This is a genomic window from Aromatoleum sp. (genome assembly GCF_035254505.1).
Taxonomy (GTDB): domain Bacteria; phylum Pseudomonadota; class Gammaproteobacteria; order Burkholderiales; family Rhodocyclaceae; genus Aromatoleum.
Window position 1 is genome coordinate 140,512 of the sequence record NZ_DATFAO010000017.1, and the last position, 18,621, is coordinate 159,132.

14 protein-coding genes are annotated in these 18,621 nt (G+C 68.1%); 4 read left to right on the top strand and 10 right to left on the bottom strand.

Translation table 11 applies throughout. The features are described 5' to 3' along the window. Nucleotides 1-12 precede the first annotated feature (12 nt). Complete coding sequence (locus VJ673_RS03085; protein ID WP_324124558.1) at nucleotides 13-378, bottom strand: hypothetical protein; 366 nt, start codon at nucleotides 376-378, stop codon at nucleotides 13-15. Between the two features lie 52 nt (nucleotides 379-430). Beyond that, nucleotides 431-724, bottom strand: a complete 294-nt coding sequence (locus tag VJ673_RS03090) for an ElaB/YgaM/YqjD family protein (protein WP_324124559.1) — start codon at nucleotides 722-724, stop codon at nucleotides 431-433. A 529-nt stretch (nucleotides 725-1,253) separates the two neighbouring features. Here VJ673_RS03090 and VJ673_RS03095 point away from each other — a divergent pair. Genes VJ673_RS03095 through VJ673_RS03110 form a run of 4 tightly spaced genes read left to right on the top strand, consistent with a single transcriptional unit; the run spans nucleotide 1,254 to nucleotide 5,099 of the window. Next, nucleotides 1,254-2,528 carry a glycosyltransferase family 4 protein gene (locus VJ673_RS03095; RefSeq protein WP_324124560.1) on the top strand — a complete coding sequence of 425 codons (1,275 nt, stop codon included), beginning with the start codon at nucleotides 1,254-1,256 and terminating at the stop codon, nucleotides 2,526-2,528. Beyond that, entirely contained in the window at nucleotides 2,525-3,262 is a 738-nt protein-coding gene (locus VJ673_RS03100) for an SDR family oxidoreductase (RefSeq protein ID WP_324124561.1), read from the top strand. The genes VJ673_RS03095 and VJ673_RS03100 overlap by 4 nt, the downstream gene beginning before the upstream one ends. Further along, nucleotides 3,253-3,870, top strand: coding sequence for a D-glycero-alpha-D-manno-heptose-1,7-bisphosphate 7-phosphatase (locus tag VJ673_RS03105; protein WP_324124562.1), 618 nt, complete (start codon nucleotides 3,253-3,255; stop codon nucleotides 3,868-3,870). Before VJ673_RS03100 ends, VJ673_RS03105 begins: the two co-directional genes overlap by 10 nt. A 20-nt stretch (nucleotides 3,871-3,890) precedes the next feature. Then, nucleotides 3,891-5,099, top strand: coding sequence for a glycosyltransferase family 9 protein (locus tag VJ673_RS03110; RefSeq protein ID WP_324124563.1), 1,209 nt, complete (start codon nucleotides 3,891-3,893; stop codon nucleotides 5,097-5,099). Between the two features lie 10 nt (nucleotides 5,100-5,109). Here VJ673_RS03110 and glgA read toward each other — a convergent pair whose 3' ends face one another. The 8 genes from glgA to VJ673_RS03150 are packed head-to-tail and all read right to left on the bottom strand — an operon-like array spanning nucleotide 5,110 to nucleotide 18,493. Further along, a complete protein-coding gene (glgA, locus tag VJ673_RS03115) occupies nucleotides 5,110-6,618 on the bottom strand; it encodes a glycogen synthase GlgA (RefSeq protein ID WP_324124564.1) in 1,509 nt (502 codons plus the stop codon). A 41-nt stretch (nucleotides 6,619-6,659) separates the two neighbouring features. Continuing rightward, nucleotides 6,660-11,807, bottom strand: a complete 5,148-nt coding sequence (locus tag VJ673_RS03120) for a malto-oligosyltrehalose synthase (RefSeq protein ID WP_324124565.1) — start codon at nucleotides 11,805-11,807, stop codon at nucleotides 6,660-6,662. Continuing rightward, complete coding sequence (treZ, locus tag VJ673_RS03125) at nucleotides 11,800-13,722, bottom strand: malto-oligosyltrehalose trehalohydrolase (protein WP_324124566.1); 1,923 nt, start codon at nucleotides 13,720-13,722, stop codon at nucleotides 11,800-11,802. The genes VJ673_RS03120 and treZ overlap by 8 nt, the downstream gene beginning before the upstream one ends. Then, a complete protein-coding gene (locus VJ673_RS03130; protein WP_324124567.1) occupies nucleotides 13,719-14,933 on the bottom strand; it encodes a glucose-1-phosphate adenylyltransferase in 1,215 nt (404 codons plus the stop codon). The genes treZ and VJ673_RS03130 overlap by 4 nt, the downstream gene beginning before the upstream one ends. Next, nucleotides 14,920-16,032: a DNA topoisomerase IB gene (locus VJ673_RS03135; protein WP_324124568.1), complete on the bottom strand. Its 1,113-nt coding sequence runs from the start codon at nucleotides 16,030-16,032 to the stop codon at nucleotides 14,920-14,922. Before VJ673_RS03135 ends, VJ673_RS03130 begins: the two co-directional genes overlap by 14 nt. A 2-nt stretch (nucleotides 16,033-16,034) precedes the next feature. Further along, on the bottom strand, nucleotides 16,035-17,111 hold the full coding sequence (locus VJ673_RS03140) for a zinc-binding metallopeptidase family protein (RefSeq protein ID WP_324124569.1): 1,077 nt from the start codon (nucleotides 17,109-17,111) through the stop codon (nucleotides 16,035-16,037). After that, complete coding sequence (locus VJ673_RS03145; RefSeq protein WP_324124570.1) at nucleotides 17,108-18,238, bottom strand: mechanosensitive ion channel family protein; 1,131 nt, start codon at nucleotides 18,236-18,238, stop codon at nucleotides 17,108-17,110. Before VJ673_RS03145 ends, VJ673_RS03140 begins: the two co-directional genes overlap by 4 nt. Beyond that, nucleotides 18,239-18,493 carry a hypothetical protein gene (locus VJ673_RS03150; protein ID WP_324124571.1) on the bottom strand — a complete coding sequence of 85 codons (255 nt, stop codon included), beginning with the start codon at nucleotides 18,491-18,493 and terminating at the stop codon, nucleotides 18,239-18,241. Nucleotides 18,494-18,621 lie beyond the last annotated feature (128 nt).

Sequence of the window (18,621 nt, forward strand, 5' to 3'; positions counted from 1 at the left end):
GGTGCTCTGCTCTCATCCCTTCACGGAGTATGAATTCCCGTTCTTCCGGGGCCGAGCCGTAGCGCGCGCGATACCGCGATGGAGCAGCAAGTTCGATGTTGCGGTCCAGGGGTCGCCGTACCGCGCCTTGATTGCCGCGGCGGCTAGACCGGCCACTAAAGTAAGAAGACCGCCGCCGGCCCCTTTTGGTTTCCTCGGCTGCCTCCTGAAGAGGCCTCCGAGCGTGAAACCGGTGGCCACGGCGGCCATCAGACCCCTGCCCGATACCGCGGCGTCGCGCTTGTCACGCAGCCATTGAGTGCTTGCCGATTCGAGGGCCTGGCGGTCTTCAGCAACCCGCTCTTCAGCCGCCTGCAGTTCCTTTTCGTAGCTTCTCAAGGCCTTCCTCGCTCCGCTGGCCGTCGCCGCAAACCCCGCTGCCCTCAATGCCTCATTGCCGCGAAGTCAGGCGACTGAGCAACAAGCCGACTCCGACAGCGATCGCCACAGAAGCGATGGGGTGGCCGCGTACGCATTCGCGTGCGCTTCCGACCCATTGCTCCTGCGTGTCCATCCACTGCTGGCGCATCTGCTCGCCCTTCGCTCCCAAGTCTCTGACACGCGCTGCGGTCGCATCGGCGAGCCGATTCACGGTCTCCTGCGCGGTGCCGGAAAGCTTTTCGATCTGTTCAGCGCCCTGTTCGGACGCCCCGATGATGCTCGGTCCTGTCGTTGTCGACTGCATTTTCAAAGTCCTCCAATTCGGTCGATGCGCTGCCCACCCTGATGACGAAAACGACGGCAGCGTCTCTGGCCGGGCAATCCCTGTGCCCGAGCGCCTCCGGCTGCCGGACGAGCGGACGGCGGAAGCAGCGAACCCAATGTGCGCCCGCACATTGGCGGTATGGAAGTGGAGATGCGTTACGAGATATGGCGTCGGCCGGGAAACGGGGGCCGGATGCGAAGCAAGAGCGCGGTGCGAGACTCGTCTTTCCGAAGGAAATTATGGGGTTGTAGAACGAAAAAGTCGCTACCGCATGCGCTTTAAATCAACTACGCCGATCACGGTAGCGGGACGGAGCCCTGCCCTGCGCCCGGGCCGTGGTCGCGCGGAAATCACCCCGGTGCACCGCAGTAAGTTTTTCCCGGCGGAGGAGGAAGTTACACGAGGCGCGGCGAAGCTCTCCGCGACTATCGCGCCGGCGGGGCCGGGGCAAACCGGGCACCACCATTGCTGTAGGCGACCAGCGATTCTTTCGACATAGGGAGCTCCCATGAACATTGCATTGATCAGCGAACATGCCTCGCCGCTGACTGTCCAGGGGGGCACCGATAGCGGTGGCCAGAACGTTTACGTGGCTTATGTCGCGAAGGAACTCGGACGCGCCGGGCACAGCGTCGATGTTTTCACTCGCCGTGATGATCCTGCCTTGCCGGCGGCGATCGAGCTCGCACGCAACGTACGCGTGATTCCCGTGAAGGCCGGTCCGTCGCGCTTCGTGCCCAAGGAGGCGATGTTGCCGCTGATGGCGGAGTTCGGTGAGCGCTTGTCGGAGCGCTATGCACGGGTCGGCCGGCCCTACGACATCGTGCACGCGAACTTCTTCATGTCCGGCCTCGTGGGCCTGCGGCTGCGAGAGGAGTACGGGCTGCCATTGGTGGTCACTTTCCATGCGCTGGGCAAGGTGCGCCGCTGCCATCAGGGCGCCGCCGATGGTTTTCCGGACGAACGGCTGCAGATCGAGGAAGCGCTGGTGCAGAACGCCGATCGGATCATCGCGGAGTGCCCGCAGGACCGCGAGGATCTGATCCGCTACTACGGCGCCGACACGGAGCACGTGGAGATCGTGCCGTGCGGCGTCGATACCGCCGAATTGCGTCCCGGCGACGGGGTGAGCGTCACCCGCACACGCGAACGGCTGGGGCTCGGCACCGACGAGTTCGTCGTGCTGCAACTGGGCCGCATGGTGCCGCGCAAGGGCATCGACAACGTGATCCGCGGCATCGCGGAGCTTCAGCGGCGCCACGGCATCGCCGCGCGGCTGGTGGTGGTCGGCGGCGAGTCGGCCGAACCCGATCCGGCCGTGACGCCCGAGATCGGGCGCCTGCAGGGCATCGCGTGGGAGGAAGGCGTCGAGGACCGGGTGATCTTCACCGGACGGCGCGAGCGCGAGCATCTTCGCGATTTCTACTGTGCCGCCGACGTGTTCGTCACGACGCCCTGGTATGAGCCCTTCGGCATCACGCCGCTCGAGGCCATGGCCTGTGGTTGCCCCGTAATCGGGTCGGCGGTGGGCGGCATCCGCCACACGGTGGTCGACGGAAAGACCGGTTATCTCGTACCTCCGAAGGACCCCGTGCAACTCGCCGATCGGCTCGCGCGACTGCGGCGCGCACCTGAGCTCGCGCGGGCTTTCGGGCGGGCGGGCATGCGGCGCGTGCGCGGCAAATTCACCTGGCAGCAGGTTGCCGGGTCGCTCGCCGCCGTCTACGACGATTTGCAGCCGCAACCGGCGCTGCGTTTCAGTGAAAGGATGATGGGTCTATGACTGTGCGGACGAGGTTACTGGAAAACAAGACGGCGCTCGTGACCGGCGCCGCGCGGGGGCTCGGCAAGGCCTTGTGCGAGGCCTTGTGCGAGTCGGGTGCGCGCGTCGTGCTCGTGGATGTGCTCGCGGACCTCGCCGAGCAGACGAGCCGCGCGCTGATCGAGCGAGGCCACCATACGATGCATTGCGCGGTGGATATCGGGATCGAAGCGCAGGTGCTCGATTGCCTTGCGGCCGCTCATAGCCGCTTCGGCGCGATCGACATCCTGATCAACAACGCTGGGGTGGATTACACGCAGCCGCTGGAGGATTTCGACGCCACGCAGTGGGATCACGTGATGGCGACCAATCTGCGCGGCCCCTTCCTGTTCTGCAAGCATCTGGTGCGCGAGATGAAGTCGCTCGGCAGCGGACACATCGTGAACGTGACTTCGACGGCCGCGAAGCGGGCGTGGCCGAACGCGTGCGCGTATCACGCGAGCAAGTGGGCGCTGCTGGGCTTTTCGCACGCCCTGCACGCGGAGCTGCGACCGCACGGCATCAAGGTCTCGGCGGTCGTGGCCGGGGGCATGCGCACGCCCTTCCTGCTCGACCGCTTTCCCGACATCGACGCCAATGTGCTTCAACCGCCGGAATCGGTCGCCGAGGCGATCATACACGTGCTGACAATGCCGGCAGGCAGCGTGGTCGCGGAGATTTCCGTGCTGCCGATGGGAGAGACTTCATGGCCTTGAGCCCGGCCGTGTTCCTGGACAAGGATGGCACGCTCGTGCATGACGTCCCCTATAACGCCGACCCCAACAAGGTGCGGCTGCGGGACGACGCCGGGCCGGCGCTGGCAAGCCTGCAACGCCGAGGATATCGCCTTGTCCTGGTGTCCAACCAGTCGGGCCTCGCACGAGGCATGTTCCAGGAGACCGCCCTGGAGCGGATATGGGCCGCGATGGCGGATGCCTTGTCGCCCTACGGCGTCGCGCTCGACGGGATCTACTACTGTCCGCATCACCCCGACGGCAGCGTGCCTGAGTTCGCCCACCGCTGCGACTGCCGCAAGCCCGCACCCGGCATGTTGTTGCGGGCGGCCGAGGAGCTTGATCTGGACCTGGCCCGGTCGTGGATCATCGGCGACATCCTCGACGACATCGAGGCCGGACGTCGCGCGGGCTGCCGCGCCATCCTGCTCGACGTCGGCTCGGAAACCGAGTGGCGCAGCGGCCCCTATCGGCAGCCGGATCGCATCGCGGCGAGCCTGACCGAGGCGACCGCAGACATCATCGCCAGCGAATCATTGGGGGCGACGCAGGGCGATACGCCGCCGGAGGCCGCGCAATGGCCGGGCTGAGCGCGTTTCCTGTTGCAGAAGTGGCGCCGCCGGCCGCGCATGGTGACTCTGCCCTGAGCGGCCGGCTCGACATTGCGCGGCCCACTGGTGAAGACACGGCGGCGGCCGAGGCGGCAGTGCGGACCGCGGGCTGGGCGGACGCACGACGCGTGCTCGCGGTGCGCCTCGACAACCTCGGCGATGTCCTGATGACCACGCCGGCGCTCCGGGCGCTGCGTCAGTCTGCGTCGGACGTCCGCGTGACCCTGCTTGCCGGCGGGGCCGGCGCGGCACTGGCACCCTACCTTCCCGAGGTCGACGAGGTGATCGTCGCCGGCTGCCCATGGATGCCCGGGAGCGAGTCGGGCGCCGATTCGATGGAGGCGCTCGTCGCGCGATTGCGGGCCGAGCGCTTCGATGCCGCGGTGATCTTCACCGTCTACAGCCAGAGCGCCCTGCCCGCCGCGATGCTGTGCTGGATGGCGGGAATTCCGCTGCGGCTCGCGCATTGCCGCGAGAACCCCTATCACTTGCTGACGGACTGGGTGCCCGACCCGGAACCGCACGAGATCCTGCGTCACGAGGTGCGGCGGCAACTGGACCTCGTGGCCTTCGTCGGCGCGCATACGCCCGACGAGCGCCTGTCCTTCCGCGTCGATGCGGGCGACAGGCACTCGGCGATCGCGCGGCTGCGCGAAGCGGGTGTGGATCCGCTGCGCCCCTATGCGGTGGTCCACCCCGGTGCCAGCGCACTTTCGCGGCGCTATCCACCCGAGCTCTTCGCGGCGGCCTTGCGCCAGTTCACGGTGCTCGCGGGTGAAGGCGCGCCGCAGCTGGTGTTGACGGGCGACGCCGGCGAAGCGGAGCTCGTCGAGAGCGTTCGCAGCGCGTGCGGGCCGACGGTGTCGCTGGCCGGGAAGCTGAGTCTGGGCGAACTGGCCGCGGTGCTGGAGCGCGCCGCGATCCTGATCGCGAACAACACGGGTCCGGTGCACCTCGCGGCCGCGCTGGGGGTGCCGGTCGTTGATCTCTATGCGCTCACCAATCCGCAGCACGCGCCGTGGAAGACGCCGTGCCGGGTGCTGTACGAGGACGTGCCCTGCCGCTATTGCTACCGCAGCGTGTGTCCGCAGGGGCACCACGCCTGTCTGCACCTGCTCGATCCGGAGCGCGTGGCGATCGCTGCGCGCGAGCTACTGGATCACGGCGCCGAAGCGGCGGTGCTGCCCTTCGGCATCGCGAAGGGGTGATGGCGCTCTGCTATTCCTGCGGTTCTCCGGGCGCGACGGCCTCGATTTCGTCGCGTTTGCACAGTTCTTCGTAGAGCTTGATGTAGGCGCGCGCGCTCGCGCCCCAGCTGAAGTCGCGCGCCATGCCGTTGAGGCAAAGCTGCTGCCAGGCGTGAGGATCGGACCAGGCTTGCAGTGCGCGGTCGACGGTCTCGATCAGCGCGGTCGCCGTGGGGTCGGCGAAGACGAAGCCCGTCGAGCCACCGTCGCGCAGTCCTTCCGGGCTGTAGTCGCCGACCGAGTCGACGAGTCCGCCCGTCGCCCGCACGATGGGCGGCGTGCCGTAGCGCTGGCTGTACATCTGGTTCAGGCCGCAAGGTTCGAAGAGCGATGGCATCAGGAAGGCGTCGGCGGCGGCTTCGATGCGGTGGGCCAGGGTTTCGTCGAAGCCGATGACGGTCGCCATCCGCGTCGGCCAGCGGCCTTCGGCGTCACGCAGCGAGCGCTCGAACTTGTCCTCGCCGGTGCCGAGGACGACCACCTGGACCGGGCGCTCGAAGAGTGCGGGCAGCGCGTCGATGACGAGGTCCACACCCTTCTGGTCGGTGAGGCGGCTCACCATGCCGAGCAGCAGCATGCGGTCGTCCTCGGCGAGCTTCAGCTCGACCTGCAGCGCCCGTTTGTTGATGCGCTTTTCTTCGAGCGTGTCGCCGTCGTAGTGCCGATCGACGAAGGGGTCGGCGCGCGGGTCCCAGATCGCGGTATCGATGCCGTTCAGGATCCCCGAGAGCCGGTCGCGACGCGTGCGCAGCAGCTCGTCGAGGCCGCAGCCGAGGCGCTCGCCGAGGATCTCCTGCGCGTAGGTGGGGCTGACGGTGACGATGTGGTCGGTGCAATACAGGCCGGCCCTGAGGAAGGAAAGCCGTCCCCAGTGCGCAAAGCCTTCGGCCTCGACGACGGCGGGCGGCAGGCCGAGCTCGGGGGCGATGTCGAGCGGGAACACGCCCTGGAAGGCGAGATTGTGGATCACCATCAGGCTGGGCGCGGGCCTTTCGAGACCCGACTTGAGATAGGCGGGAGCGAGTCCGGTTGTCCAGTCGTTGCAGTGAAGCAGATCGGGGAACCAGCCGAGCGGGCTCTCCATGCTCGCAAGGCGGGCCGCGACGCGCGACAGCAGACCGAAGCGCAGCGCATTGTCGGCGTAGTCCAGGCCCCGCTCGTCCAGGTAGGGGCCGCCGGCGGGGCGGGCATAGAGCGGCGGACAGTCGAGCACCAGCGCTGGCAGGCCGGTGGGCAGTCGCCCGCGCAGTATCGCGGCTTCGGGAAAGCCGAATTCCGGTGGCAGGGTTGCGATGCGGTGCAGTCCGTTGGCTTGATCCAGCACGGAGGGGTATCCGGGGATGAGAACGCGGATATCGACGCCCAATTCGTATAGCGCGGGCGGCAATCCGGCACTGACCTCGCCGAGGCCGCCGGTCTTCGCCCAGGGGGCGCATTCGGGTGTCGCGAACAGGACGGACAGCGTTGGTTTCTTCTTCATGATGCGATGCTCCCGCTTCGACATGAAAGGAGGCCCGGTGCCTATCCGGAGCCGTGATCGCAGGGCAGCAACAGCGCCAGCGGCAGCGGGTTGAAGAGTTCAGCAAGTTCGATTCCCGGGCGCCGGCCAATGCTCGCCGCGACCTGCCGTCCGCCGGTGAGCTCTTCCTGCCAGCGAGGCTCACGCCACGGCAGCGTGACGAAGGTGCCCGCCCAGGTCCCCCGCGCCGCAGCGAGCGCGGCGTTTCCACGGGTGAGCCCGAAATGCAGCCGCGTGGCGATCACGACGATCCGTTCCTTACCGAGGACGCGGGCGAAGGCGAGCACGTGCCCCGCCGCCGGGCCTTCGACGTCGAGCGGCACGTAGCGGCCGAAGCGGAAGGTGTGTTCGAAGCGCTTGCGCACCGTAAGGGTCCGCCACAGCAAGTAGAGCTTGAGGCGGCCGTCCTCGGGGGCGTCGAGCATCGCCCGCAGGGCCGCGGGCGTGGCGCCATCGGTAAAGTCGCGGCGCAGCGAGTCGAGTTGCGTCTTCGCGGTCTCGAAGTCCACCGGGCGGCGGTTGTCCGGATCGACGAGGCTGAAGTTCCAGCGTTCGCAGCCCTGGTAGATGTCGGGCACCCCGGGCGCGGTGAGCTTCACCAGCAGCATGTTGAGGCTGTTGAGGATGCCGAAGCGCGCGATGAGTGCCTGGAAAGGGAGGAAGTCGTCGAGGAAGGCATCGGCGCCTTCTGCAGCGAAGAGGCGGCGCACGAAGGTGGCGAGTGCGGCTTCGTAGGCCGGTTCGGGGTTCATCCAGCTCGTGTGCAGCTTGGCTTCGCGTGCGGCCTTGAGCATGAAGGCTTCGATGCGCTCGGCGAGTGCCGCTCGTTCCGGCTCGTCGGGGGCGGCGAGCGGCCAGATGCCGAGCAGGGTCTGGTAGAGCAGGTATTCGTCGTTGCTCGAAGGCGCAGGGGCGTCGTCGACGCGGACCTTGCGCCGCTCGTTGATGCGCCGCCAGCGCCGCAGCGCAAGGCGCCACGGGCCGGGCATCTCGGAGAGTACGTCGATGCGGGCGCGCACGTCTTCCGAGCGCTTGCTGTCGTGGGTCGAGGACGCGAGCAGGCTGAAGGGGTGGTTCCAGGCGATGCGCTCGTTGGCGACGTGGAAGTCGTCGATGCCGATGCCGAAGTTGCGCGGATCTGCGCCGACGTCGTTGAGCGAGACGAGGCGGTTGTAACGGTAGAAGGCGGTGTCTTCCATTGCCTTCGCCATCACCGGCGCGGTGAATTGCTGGAAGCGGGTGGCAAAGCGCAGCTTCAGCCGGTGCAGCTCCTCGTTGGTCTCCACCGGCGCCGACAGCAGCACGTCGCGCACGAAGCGCAGCACGCTCGCGTCGCCCGCGCGGCCGCGCGAGACCGCCTCCTCGACCGCCCGTTCGATGTGTCGACGGTCGGATGCCGAGACGCCCAGCGGGCCGATGTAGCTGCGATAGACGGGGAAGGCGGCGATCACTTCGGCGAGTGCGCTACGCAGCCGGCTGCGGGTGAAGTCGCGCGTGTGTCGGTCGGACTGGGCGATGTCGTACAGCAGGTAGGTGAGGCCGGTGAGTTCGCCGGGGAGCGAATGGGTGATGATCAGATGTTTGGCTTCGAGCAGCACCTCGCTGAAGCTGCGCGACTCCCCGGTGAAGGCGCGGTAGATGCGCGAGAAGCGCGATTCCTGCGTCGGATCGACGAAGAGATTGTTGCACAGCGCCGCGAAGCGGTAGCCGGTGGTGCCGTGTACGGGCCAGTCGGCGGGGAGCGTCTCGAATTCGCCGAAGATCTTTTCGGCGACGAGATACAGCGTGTGCGGGCCATCGACCGTCTGCGGCGCGATCGCGGCGTGGCGGGCCTGCAGCCGCTCGAAGTACGCCCTGGGGTCGGCAAGCCCGTCGGGATGGTCGATCCGCAGCCCGGTCGCCCTGCCCTCTGCGATCCAGTCGAAGATGCGGGCGTGCGTGGCCTCGAACACCACGTCGGACTCCATGCGCAGCGCGGCGAGGTCGTTGATGTCGAAGAAGCGGCGGTAGTTGATGTCGTCGGCCGCGACCCGCCACGACGCGAGGCGGTAGGCCTGGCGCGACAGCAGACGGTCCAGCGCGTCGAAGCTCTCCGGCCTGCCGGGTTCGCCGTTGAACGTTTCCAGAGCGGCGGCGACCCGCTCGTGCAGCTCGAGCGAGCGGGCGTGGAGCTCGGCGAGATGGCGCTTGAAGCTCTCCTTGTCGCGGCGACGCTCGTCGAGTCCCGCCGTGTCGGCCGTGCCGCGCGGAGGCATGCGGCGCAGTGCGGCGAGCAGGGTCTCGAATTCGACGCCCCCTGCCCCGTCGTCCGTGATCGACAGTCCGGCCGAGAGGATCAGCGGGTAGTCGCAGGGATCGATCGGGAAACGGTGCTCGTAATACGTGACGCTGAAATCGCCGCGCTCGGCTGAGAACGTGAGCCGCAGCGCGCCCGCTTCCAGTTCGCGCCCGTATTGGTCGCCGAGTAGGGGCAGCAGCACCTTGCCGCGCAGCTCGGGGAAAGGCGGGTCCCAGTCGATATCGAAATGATCCGCGTAGGCGGAGGCCGGGCCGTTTTCGAGCACGTCCAGCCACCATGCGTTCGAATCGCCGGCGACGCCGACGTGGTTCGGCACGATGTCGAGGATCTGGCCGAGGCCGAGTTCGGTGAGCCGGGCGCAATAGCGGTCGAAGTCCTCGTCGCTGCCGACCTCGGGGTTGACCGTCTGGTGGTCGACAATGTCGTAGCCGTGGCGACTGCCCGGACGGGCCTTCAGGAAGGGGGCGGCATAGACGTGGCTGATGCCGAGTTCGGCGAGATAAGGCAGGACGGCTTCCGCCGCGGCGAAGCCGAAGTCGGCGTTGAACTGGAGCCGATAGGTGGCGCGCGGAATGTCGGCTTGCTCGGGACGGAATCCCGGCGGGCCGCCGCTCAGCGGCAAGGGGTTGCTCGGCCGTTCGGCCGCGATCCCGGCGCTGACCGCGAGCCAGCGCGGCTCGATGGCGAGGTCGGCGAGCTCCACTTCGAGCTTGCATCGCCAGTTCGGGCGCGTCCTGCCGGTCGTGCCCGGGAAATTGGCCGATTCGAGTTGGCCGAGCACGTCTTCGAGCTGTACGCCGAGCATCGCCGCGGGACTGCGCGCGAGGAAGCGATACACCGCGGGGGCGAGTTCGGCGCCGTGATCGGACGGCGGGATGCCGGCGTCGGCGGCGAGCAGGTCCTCGGCGCGCAGCGCCGCGATCAGGGCTTGGCGGTCCTCGCGGCGGCGCGCGGCCTGACGGTCGCTCTGTTCCGCCGTACGGTACATGCCGAGACTACCCTTGAGCTCAAGGTCGTGCCCGCTCCAATAGCTGCGTAGCGTGGGCAGGTCGTAGGTGCCCATCGTTGCGAGGGCGGCGGCCGGCCAGTGCATCGGGCGGCGGAAGGCGACGCGCTCGCCCTCGTCACCGTGTTCGTAGGCGAAATACAGCGGCTGGTGAGCGAGGAGACCGTGACGGGCCAGGGACTCGCGTAGGGCCGGCGGTACCGGGCCGAGCTCTTCCCCGATCACGATGCAGTCGTGGCGGCGGCTCTCCAGGCTCAGCAGGCCGAAGAGGTCCTCCACTGCGTGGGCCACATGGGCGCCGGGACATTCGCGGGCCGCGCCGCTCAGCTTCGCGGGGAGCCAGAAAGGCCGCGCCACCGCCGCCACGTGCTCGATCCGCAGTGCGCCCGCATGGCGCATGTTGGCGCGCAGCACGGCGAGGAAGGGAGCGTAGGCCTCGTCGGCGAGCGCTTGGGGAATCACCGGCGCAAGGTCCAGGTCTTCCAGATACCGGCCCGCGGGATGCGATTGGCCCGGCGGTGCGCCGACGCGCGTGCCGGCAGCGTGCAGGGCGGGTCTCGCCCAGGTCTCCGAGCCGCCTTCGTTCGCGCCCGCGGCCATGTCGCGGCACAAGCCGATGCGCATGCCCCGCGCGCGGGCTCGCGAGGCGACGGCCTGCAACTGCCCTTCGGCCTGCCACTGGAGGTATTCGAAGAATTCGATGCGCAGCTCGTTTTCGAGCGCGAACGCCTCCACGGCGGCGCCTCGGGCATCCCGATAGGGTTCCGGCCAATCCCTCCAGTTGCGGCTCGCGGGGTCGAGGGCCTGGACGTGCGCATGCAGTGCGTCGAACAGCGCGTGCAGGCGCAGGCTGCGTCCGCCCTCTCGCTGGAAATCACGGAAGAGGCCCGCGCGTTGCGTGCCCCGGTCGAGGTGCATGCAGCGGAAGTGGTGATAGAGTCGTTCGAGGACTTCGAACTTGGCGGCTGCGACGCCCGCGTAGTCGACGAGCGGCGTCTCGCGCAGCGCATCGAGACGGTCGCGGAATCCGGCGGATGCGACGAGCTCACGCGCAGCGACACATTCGCCGAAGTCACGCATCGATTCGATGTCGAGGTAGAGGACGTTCAGCCATTCGCGATTCGATGGGCTGTATGGGTTCGCGTGTCCGGGGGTGTGCGGAAACAGCGCGTGCAGCGGATTCACGCCGACGAAATGCGCCCCGGCGTCTGCGGCGATATCGACGAGCCGGCGCAGGTCGCCGAAATCGCCCATGCCCCAGCTTCGCGCCGAGCGCAGCGCGTAGACCTGCACCGACGGGCCCCACAGCCTCTCGGCGCCAGCGGGCTCGCACGAAGGCGGGCAGATCGCGAGCGTCGTTTGCGCGAGCGGTATCGACGAGGCCGGGGTCTCGTGCAGTGAGAGCCGGTGATAGCCGTGAGGGAGGCTCACGGCGAGTGCAATCTCGGTGGCGGCGTGCTCGACGTCTTGTGCGGATTCTGCATCCGGCAAGGCATCGACTGTCACCCTGCCCTGCCGCTCGCCGCCCTGCTCCAGCGCGATCCGCCACCACAGCGCGCGTTCCGCAAGCTCGGCGGGAAGGCGTACCGGCAGGCGCAGCGGTGGCGGCGCCGCTTCGAGGACGAGCATCGGCGGCATCACGCGGGAGGCGGCCTGCCGGCGCATCGCTTCGAGGCGGGATGAGGCGTCTTCATCGGGCCGCGCCGGGTCGAGTGGGTGCCCCAGCGCCTCCAGCAAGGCGAGCTTGCATTCGCGCGAGACCTCCACGTAGCGGCCCTCGCTGTCCTCGGAGTCGGGATCGATGCCGAGGAAACGGCATAGCGCGTCGACGGCGTCGCTACCCATCGGTCTGCTCCCGCACGTAGGCCCGCACGCACCAGGGGCCGAGGTGTCCGCGTTCGCCGAGATGTCCGGGTTCGATCTCGGGCCCGATCGCGGCGAAGGGAGCGATGTGGGGGTCCGGCAGCTGGGGCGACGGGGCATTCGCAAGGTTTGCGCGCAGTGCCAGCGACGACCCGTCGACGCAGGTCCAGCGGATCTCGAAGGCGTGCGGGCCGGCGAAGTCGCAGCTGCATCGTCCGGGCACGACGAGCGGGATCCTGGGCGTTACGAAGCGCTGCCGCAGCGACAGGAGCTGCCGGTAGAAATCCTGCCAATCCTTTCCTTCGGCGCGGTCGTAGGCGGCCCAATCGAGCTTGCTGCGCCGGAAAGTCTCTTCCGCGCCGGGGTCCGGCAATTCCGCGGGAGGCTGGTCCCCCGCATGGCTGATCCAGCCGAACTCGCGCCGCCGGCCTTCGCGGATGGCGGCGGCGAGATCTCCCTGGTAGTCGCAGAAGTAGCGGAACGGCGTCGTCGCGCCCGCTTCCTCACCCATGAAGATCAGCGGCGGCGAGGGAGCCAGGAGCTGGATCGCGATCAGCGCGCGCAGCCTGCGGGCTTCGACGAGGGTGACGAGTCGTTCGCCGAAGGCGCGGTTGCCGATCTGGTCGTGGTTTTGCAGGAAGTTCACGAAGGCGCTCAGCGGGAGCCCCGTACTCGACTCGCCGCGCTCGGCGCCGAGAAAGGCCGAGCTGTCGCCCTGGAAGGCGAAGCCTTCGCAGAGGCAGCGCACGAACTGGTGCAAGGCGCGCCCCGCGTAGTCCGCGTAGTAGCCCTCGCGCTCGCCGGTCAGCAGGACGTGCGCTGCGTGGTGGAAGTCGTCGTTCCACTGCGCATCGTAGCGCCCGGCTTGTCCAGGGGGCCCCAGGCGGTTTGCGCTGTTGGAGACGTTTTCGAGGACGAGGTGGACGGGACGGTCGCGGAACTGCTCGCGCACGCGCGTCGAGAGCTCGGTCAGGATGTCGGGCGTGGAGTCGTCGAAGATGCAGTGCGCGGCATCCAGCCGCAGTCCGTCGAAACGGTATTCCTCCAGCCAGTACAGCGCGTTTTCGATGAAGAACTCGCGCACGGGGGCGGCCGTTTCGAAGTCGATCGCGGCCCCCCAGGGCGTCTCGTAGCGCGCGTTGAAGAATTGCGGCGCGTAGACGTGGAGGTAATTCCCTTCAGGGCCGAAGTGGTTGTACACGACGTCGAGAAACACCATCAGCCCGAGCCGGTGCGCGGCCTGGACGAAGCGCTTGAGCTCGTCGGGCGTGCCGTATTCCGCCTTCGGCGCGAAGGGCAGCACGCCGTCGTAGCCCCAGCCGCGGCGACCGGCGAATTCCGCCACCGGCATCAGTTCGATCGCGGTCACGCCGAGCGCGGCGAGCCCTTCGAGCCGGGTCGCGGCGCCGGCGTAGGTGCCGGCGGGGGTGAAGGTGCCGACGTGAAGCTCATAGATGACCGCTTCTTCCCAGGGGCGTCCGCGCCAGTCCGGATCCCACCGGAAGCGCTCCGGATCGACGAGCTCGCTCGGGCCGTGGATGCCGTCCGGATTGAAGCGCGACGCGGGATCGGGCACCTCGAGCTGATGATCGAGCCGAAAGCCGTAGCGGTCGCCCGGCTGCGCCTCGGCGACGGTGCAGCTGTGCCAGCCGCCGGCCTTGGTGCAGGGATGGACGGTCCGCCTGCCGCCGTCGTCCACCACGTACACCTCGACATGCTTCTCGGCCGGCGCCCACAGCCGGAAGCGGTAAGCGATGCGGCGACCGTCTTCGATCACGGGCTCGGGGCCGAAGGGCATCTCATGGGCGAAGGTGGCGTAGCGGCGCCCCGAGACGCCCGAGCCCTGCGGCCCGCTGCCCGAGTCGTCGATCGCCGCTTTCATGACGTCCGTTTTCATGATCGCAGCTGAGCCTTGGGAACGACCACGATGCCGCTGTCGGTGACGTGAAAGCGCGCGCGGTCGGCCTCGTGGTCGTAGCCGATGCGCATGCCGGGGGGGATCACGTTGTTCTGGTCGATGATCGCGCGCCTGACCTGGGCGCCCGCGCCGATCACGGTGTGGTCCATGACGATGGAGTCGACGATCTCGGCGCCCTCCTCCACGACGACGTCCCGGCGGATCAGCGAGTGCTCGATGCTCGCACGACGCACGACCACGCCGGCGGCGAGCGACGCGCTGTGGATGTGCGAATCGTGCACCTGGGCTGCCTCGGTCTGGTCCGGGCTCGCGTAGATCGGCCAGCGTGGGTTGCTGAGGCCGAACTTCGGGCTCTCGCCGAGCGTGTCGAAATGCGCTTCATAGTAGGTGTCGATGGTGCCGACGTCGCGCCAATAGGCGGGCTCCTCGAAGTCCCGCAGGCCGGGGACGGTGTTGGTCCAGAAGTCGTAGGCCATCAGGCGGTGGGATTCGCACATCCCCGGCAGCAGGTGCTTGCCGAAGTCGTGGCCGCCTCGCTTGTGGACGCGCGCCAGCACGTCGGCCAGCACGTCGGCGGTGAAGACGTAGTTGCCCATCGACGCGAGCGCGTAGCCGGGGCGGCCCGGCATCGGCTCGACGCTGTCGGGCTTTTCGCGGAAGTCGCGGATGCGTCCGGCCGAGTCGGTGCGGATGATGCCGAAGGACGGGGCCTGGTCGAGCGGCACCGGCACGGCGGCAACGCTTGCGTCGGCGTGCGAATCCAGGTGGAAATGGATCATCTGGCGGATGTCCATGCGGTAGACATGATCCGCGCCGAACACCACGACGAGGTCGGGCTTCATGAGGTCGATCAGGTGCAGGTTCTGGTAGACCGAATCCGCCGTCCCCTGGAACCACTCGGGCCCGCATTGCATCTGCGGCGGCACGACGGTGATGAAATGCTGGGGAATCATCGGGCTGAGGACCCAGGCGCGGCGGATGTGCTCGATGAGCGACTGGGACTTGTACTGGACCAGCAGGTAGATGGCGTAGATTTCGGAATTGACGAGGTTGGACAGCACGAAATCGACGATGCGGTGGCGGCCGTCGAACGGCACCGAAGGCTTGGACCGCTCCGCCGTCAGGGGGTGCAGGCGGCTGCCTTCCCCGCCCGCCATGACGAAGGCGAGTACTGACTTACCGGCAATCATGTTGCACCTCCTGTGAGTTTCCTCGCTCGGGCGGCGGTCGGCCGGCAGCGGGCCTTGGTAAGGCCGATCTCGGCGCTTGGGCGGAGGAGCGCCGCTTCTGGTATAGCCCGCGGGCGAGCATTCGGCGTAGGGCGGCTTCGCTGCGGGAGAGGCCGCTCTCCGCATCCCGTGCGGAACCGAAGTCGTCGACCACGGTGCCGGCGAGGTAGAGATCGAAAATGATCGGGCAGATGTAGCTCGCTCGCGTCACGGCCGCGGTATTGCCCAGTTCCGTCGCCACGTGGCGAACGCAGGCGGCGAGGATGCGACCGGCGCTGCGCTCGCTCTCGGGCGGGCCGGCAGCGGCGAGGAATTCGGCGGCCTTCAGCGTGCCGCCCCAGCTGCGGAAATCCTTCCCCGTGAAACGGCCGATCGATTCGCGGATGTAGGCATTGAGCTCCTCCGCGCGCACGACGTGCCGCCCGCCTTCGCCATCCAGGTACTGGAAGAGCACGTTCCCCGAGAGCTCCGACAGGCGCAGGATCGTGGTCGCGACGCTGCGGTCGCGCACTGTCTGTTCCTGCTCGACGCCGTGCTTGCCGCGATAGCGGAAGGTGACGCGGATACCTTCGATCTGCACGTGGCGCTTGCGCAGCGTCGTCAGGCCATAGCTGCGATACCGACGCGCGTAGGCCGCGTAGCCGACGCGCAGGTGGACGCGGTCGAGCAGCCGCACGAGGAGCGCCAGGACCTTTTCGCGCGGCAGGCCGCTGCGCCGGAGATCCGCCGTCACGCGCCGGCGCAACTGCGGCAGCGCACCGGCGAAACGCGCCAGGCGACGCCATTTGCCCATCGCGCGTTCGCGTACGAAGTCCGGGTGATAGCGGTACTGCAGGCGTCCGGCGGCGTCGCGACCGAAGGCCTGCAGCGTCGCCTCCGGATCGGGGCTCACGTAAACGTCCGTATACGCTGGCGGGACGGCCAGCGACGCGATGCGGGCAAGGTCTGCCCGATTGCGATACACACGGCCGTCGGGATGCAGGTAGCGGAAGCCGCCGTCCGGGAGAGGCTCCCGGCGCAGGTAGACGTTCTGCAGTTCGGCGGTGCGCACTGTGCCCATGATCATGGCTCCCGTTTCGCGTGCCCGGCGGCCTCTTCGATGACGTGATGGACATACACGAGCTTGTCGAGCACCGGGTTCGCGATCACGAACGGATAGACATCGCTGTGACCCAGGCTGCGAGCCATGCTGTTGAGGAACTGCGACAGCGGCAGCCATTGTTCGAGCAGCACCTGGCGGAAGGGCTGGTCGCCCGTGGTGACCTCGGGCACGTCCGCGGGGCTGTCCGCCGACTGGTCGGAATGCAGCGCGAAGCCCCAATGTTTGGCGGTATCGAGGGCGTCCGAGATGTTGAGGTAGTGCGCCCAGGTCTCGGCCCAGTCTTCCCACGGGTGCATCGTCGCGTAAGCGCTGATATGGCTGTCCGCCCAGTTCGTCGGCGGGTTCGCGTAATACGCTTTCGATGCCTCGGAATAGTCTCGGCGCTCGTCGCCGAAGAGCGTGCGGAAGGCCGCGAGGCGTCCGCCGTGGTGGATCAGGCGGTCCCAGTAGTAGTGCCCGATCTCGTGGCGGAAGTGGCCGAGCAGCGTGCGGTAGGCTTCGCCGAATTGCTGCCGCCTCGATTCCCGGCACGCGTCGTCGGCCTCGGCGATGTCGAGCGTCACGGTGCCGTCCACGTGCCCCGTCGTAGCCGTCGTGCCATCGCCCCCCAGGAAGCGGAAGACCGGCGCGGGATGCTGGTGGTCGGCCTCGACGGGAAGCCCCAGCCGGTAGAGCGAATAGAACAGGTGTCGCTTCGCGGTCTCCAGCCGGTACCAGGCCGACTTGTTCGCCGGGTCGTCGAGCGCCGGCGTATGTTCCGTGTGGCGGCAGCTTCGGCATCGCGCTTCGTTATCCTCGGCGGAGACCATCCAGTTGCAGACCTGCTCCTGCGCGTAGTTGCGGCACTGGCGCCATCGCCGCCCCGCCGCGTCCGGCTTGCCGGCGTCCAGGCGATGCCAGGTGCCGTCGCTGTCGGCCGCGAACGCGCCCATCTCCATGGTCCCCGGCTCGAAGCCGAGCACGGCGCCGCAATTGCCGCAGCTGACGTTCTCGAAGAAGACGATGAAGCCGCAGTTGGTGCAGTAGAAGGTTTTCATGGCGGCGGCGCGTGAGCGCTCTCCTGGACACGTCCGGGGGGTGGCGGATGGAATGCCGGATCCGCTTCCTCGCGGGGGGCCCGGTCGACGGTGGCGCGAAGTTGCGGAAGCCAGCGTGGATGATGCTCCTGCATGTAGGCGACGAGGTGTTCGCGGACCTTGCAGCGCAGGTCCCACCCGCGACCCGAATCGGCGCTGCTCACGAGGGCGCGGAGCTTCATCGCGCGATCGCTGAAGTCGGTGACCTGCAGGACGCAGACTCGCCGATCCCACTCCGGCGCGGCCTCGACGATCCGCCGCAGCGCGTCGCGCAAAGGCTGCACCGGCATGCGGTAATCGACCCAGAAGAAGACCTCGCCGATCAGGTCAGAGGTGCTCCGCGTCCAGTTCTGGAACGGATGCTGGATGAAGTACTCCAGCGGCACGATCAGGCGCCGGTCATCCCAGATGCGGATCACGACGTAGGTCGAGGTGATCTCCTCCACCCGGCCCCATTCGTCCTCGACGATCAGCACGTCGTCGACGCGGATCGGCTGGGTGAGCGCGATCTGCAGGCCCGCGATCAGGTTACCGAGCACCGGCCGCGCCGCGAGGCCGGCAACGATGCCAGCGACGCCGGCGGAAGCCATCACGCTCGCACCGATCTGCCGCACGTTCGGGAAGGTCATCAGCACCGACCCGACACCGAGCAGGCCCACCGTGAACATCGCCGTGCGGGCGAGCACGCGGACCTGGGTCTGCACGCTGCGGGCGCGCAAGTTGTCCGTGCCGGTGGTCGGGTGGCGCAACGCGACGTAATCGGCCGTCGCCGCGATGAGCCGGACCACGAACAGCGTGACCGTCAGGATGACCGCAATCGACAGCAGCTGCCGCAGGCCGCCGAGCACACCCGCGGGCACAGATGCATCGGCCAAGGCCAGATGGACAAAAAGCAGCGGGATCAGCACCTGCGCCGGCCGCCGCGTATGCCAGACCACCCTGTCGGCCAGAACGTATCGCTGCGCGGCACGCCGGGCGATGCGATCGAGCAGGCCATGCAGCAAGAGCCCGACGATCGCCGCTGTCGCGCACTGCAAGAGCAGCGAAAACCACGCATTCGTCGCCAACAGGGTCCCTAAAGCCTCCACTCAGCGGCCGCTCCTCAGGTCATCAGCTTGTTGCTGTCGAGCGAGGAGCCCGGTGCCGGCGTGCGGCGCGGTGACGTGGTTTCCGGCATCGGCGGCGGCACCGTGCTGGTGGCCGGCGGCGACATCGGCGACGGCGAGGTGTCGGACGTCGAGGGACTCGGCGTCGAAGTTCCCGGCGAGGTGCTCGGAGTGCTTGGCGTCGTGCTGCTCGGCGGCGTCGAGGTGGGCGGCGGGTTCGTCGGCTTGCGATCGCAAGCGGTCAGGACGCCTGCCAGGACGAGGGTGGCGGCCAGCGCGCGTAGTCGGGTCGGGGTCGTGTTCATCGGGTGCTCCTCCTTGCTGTTCGGGTGCGGCGGCGGGGAAAACCGGGGGAAATCCACGGT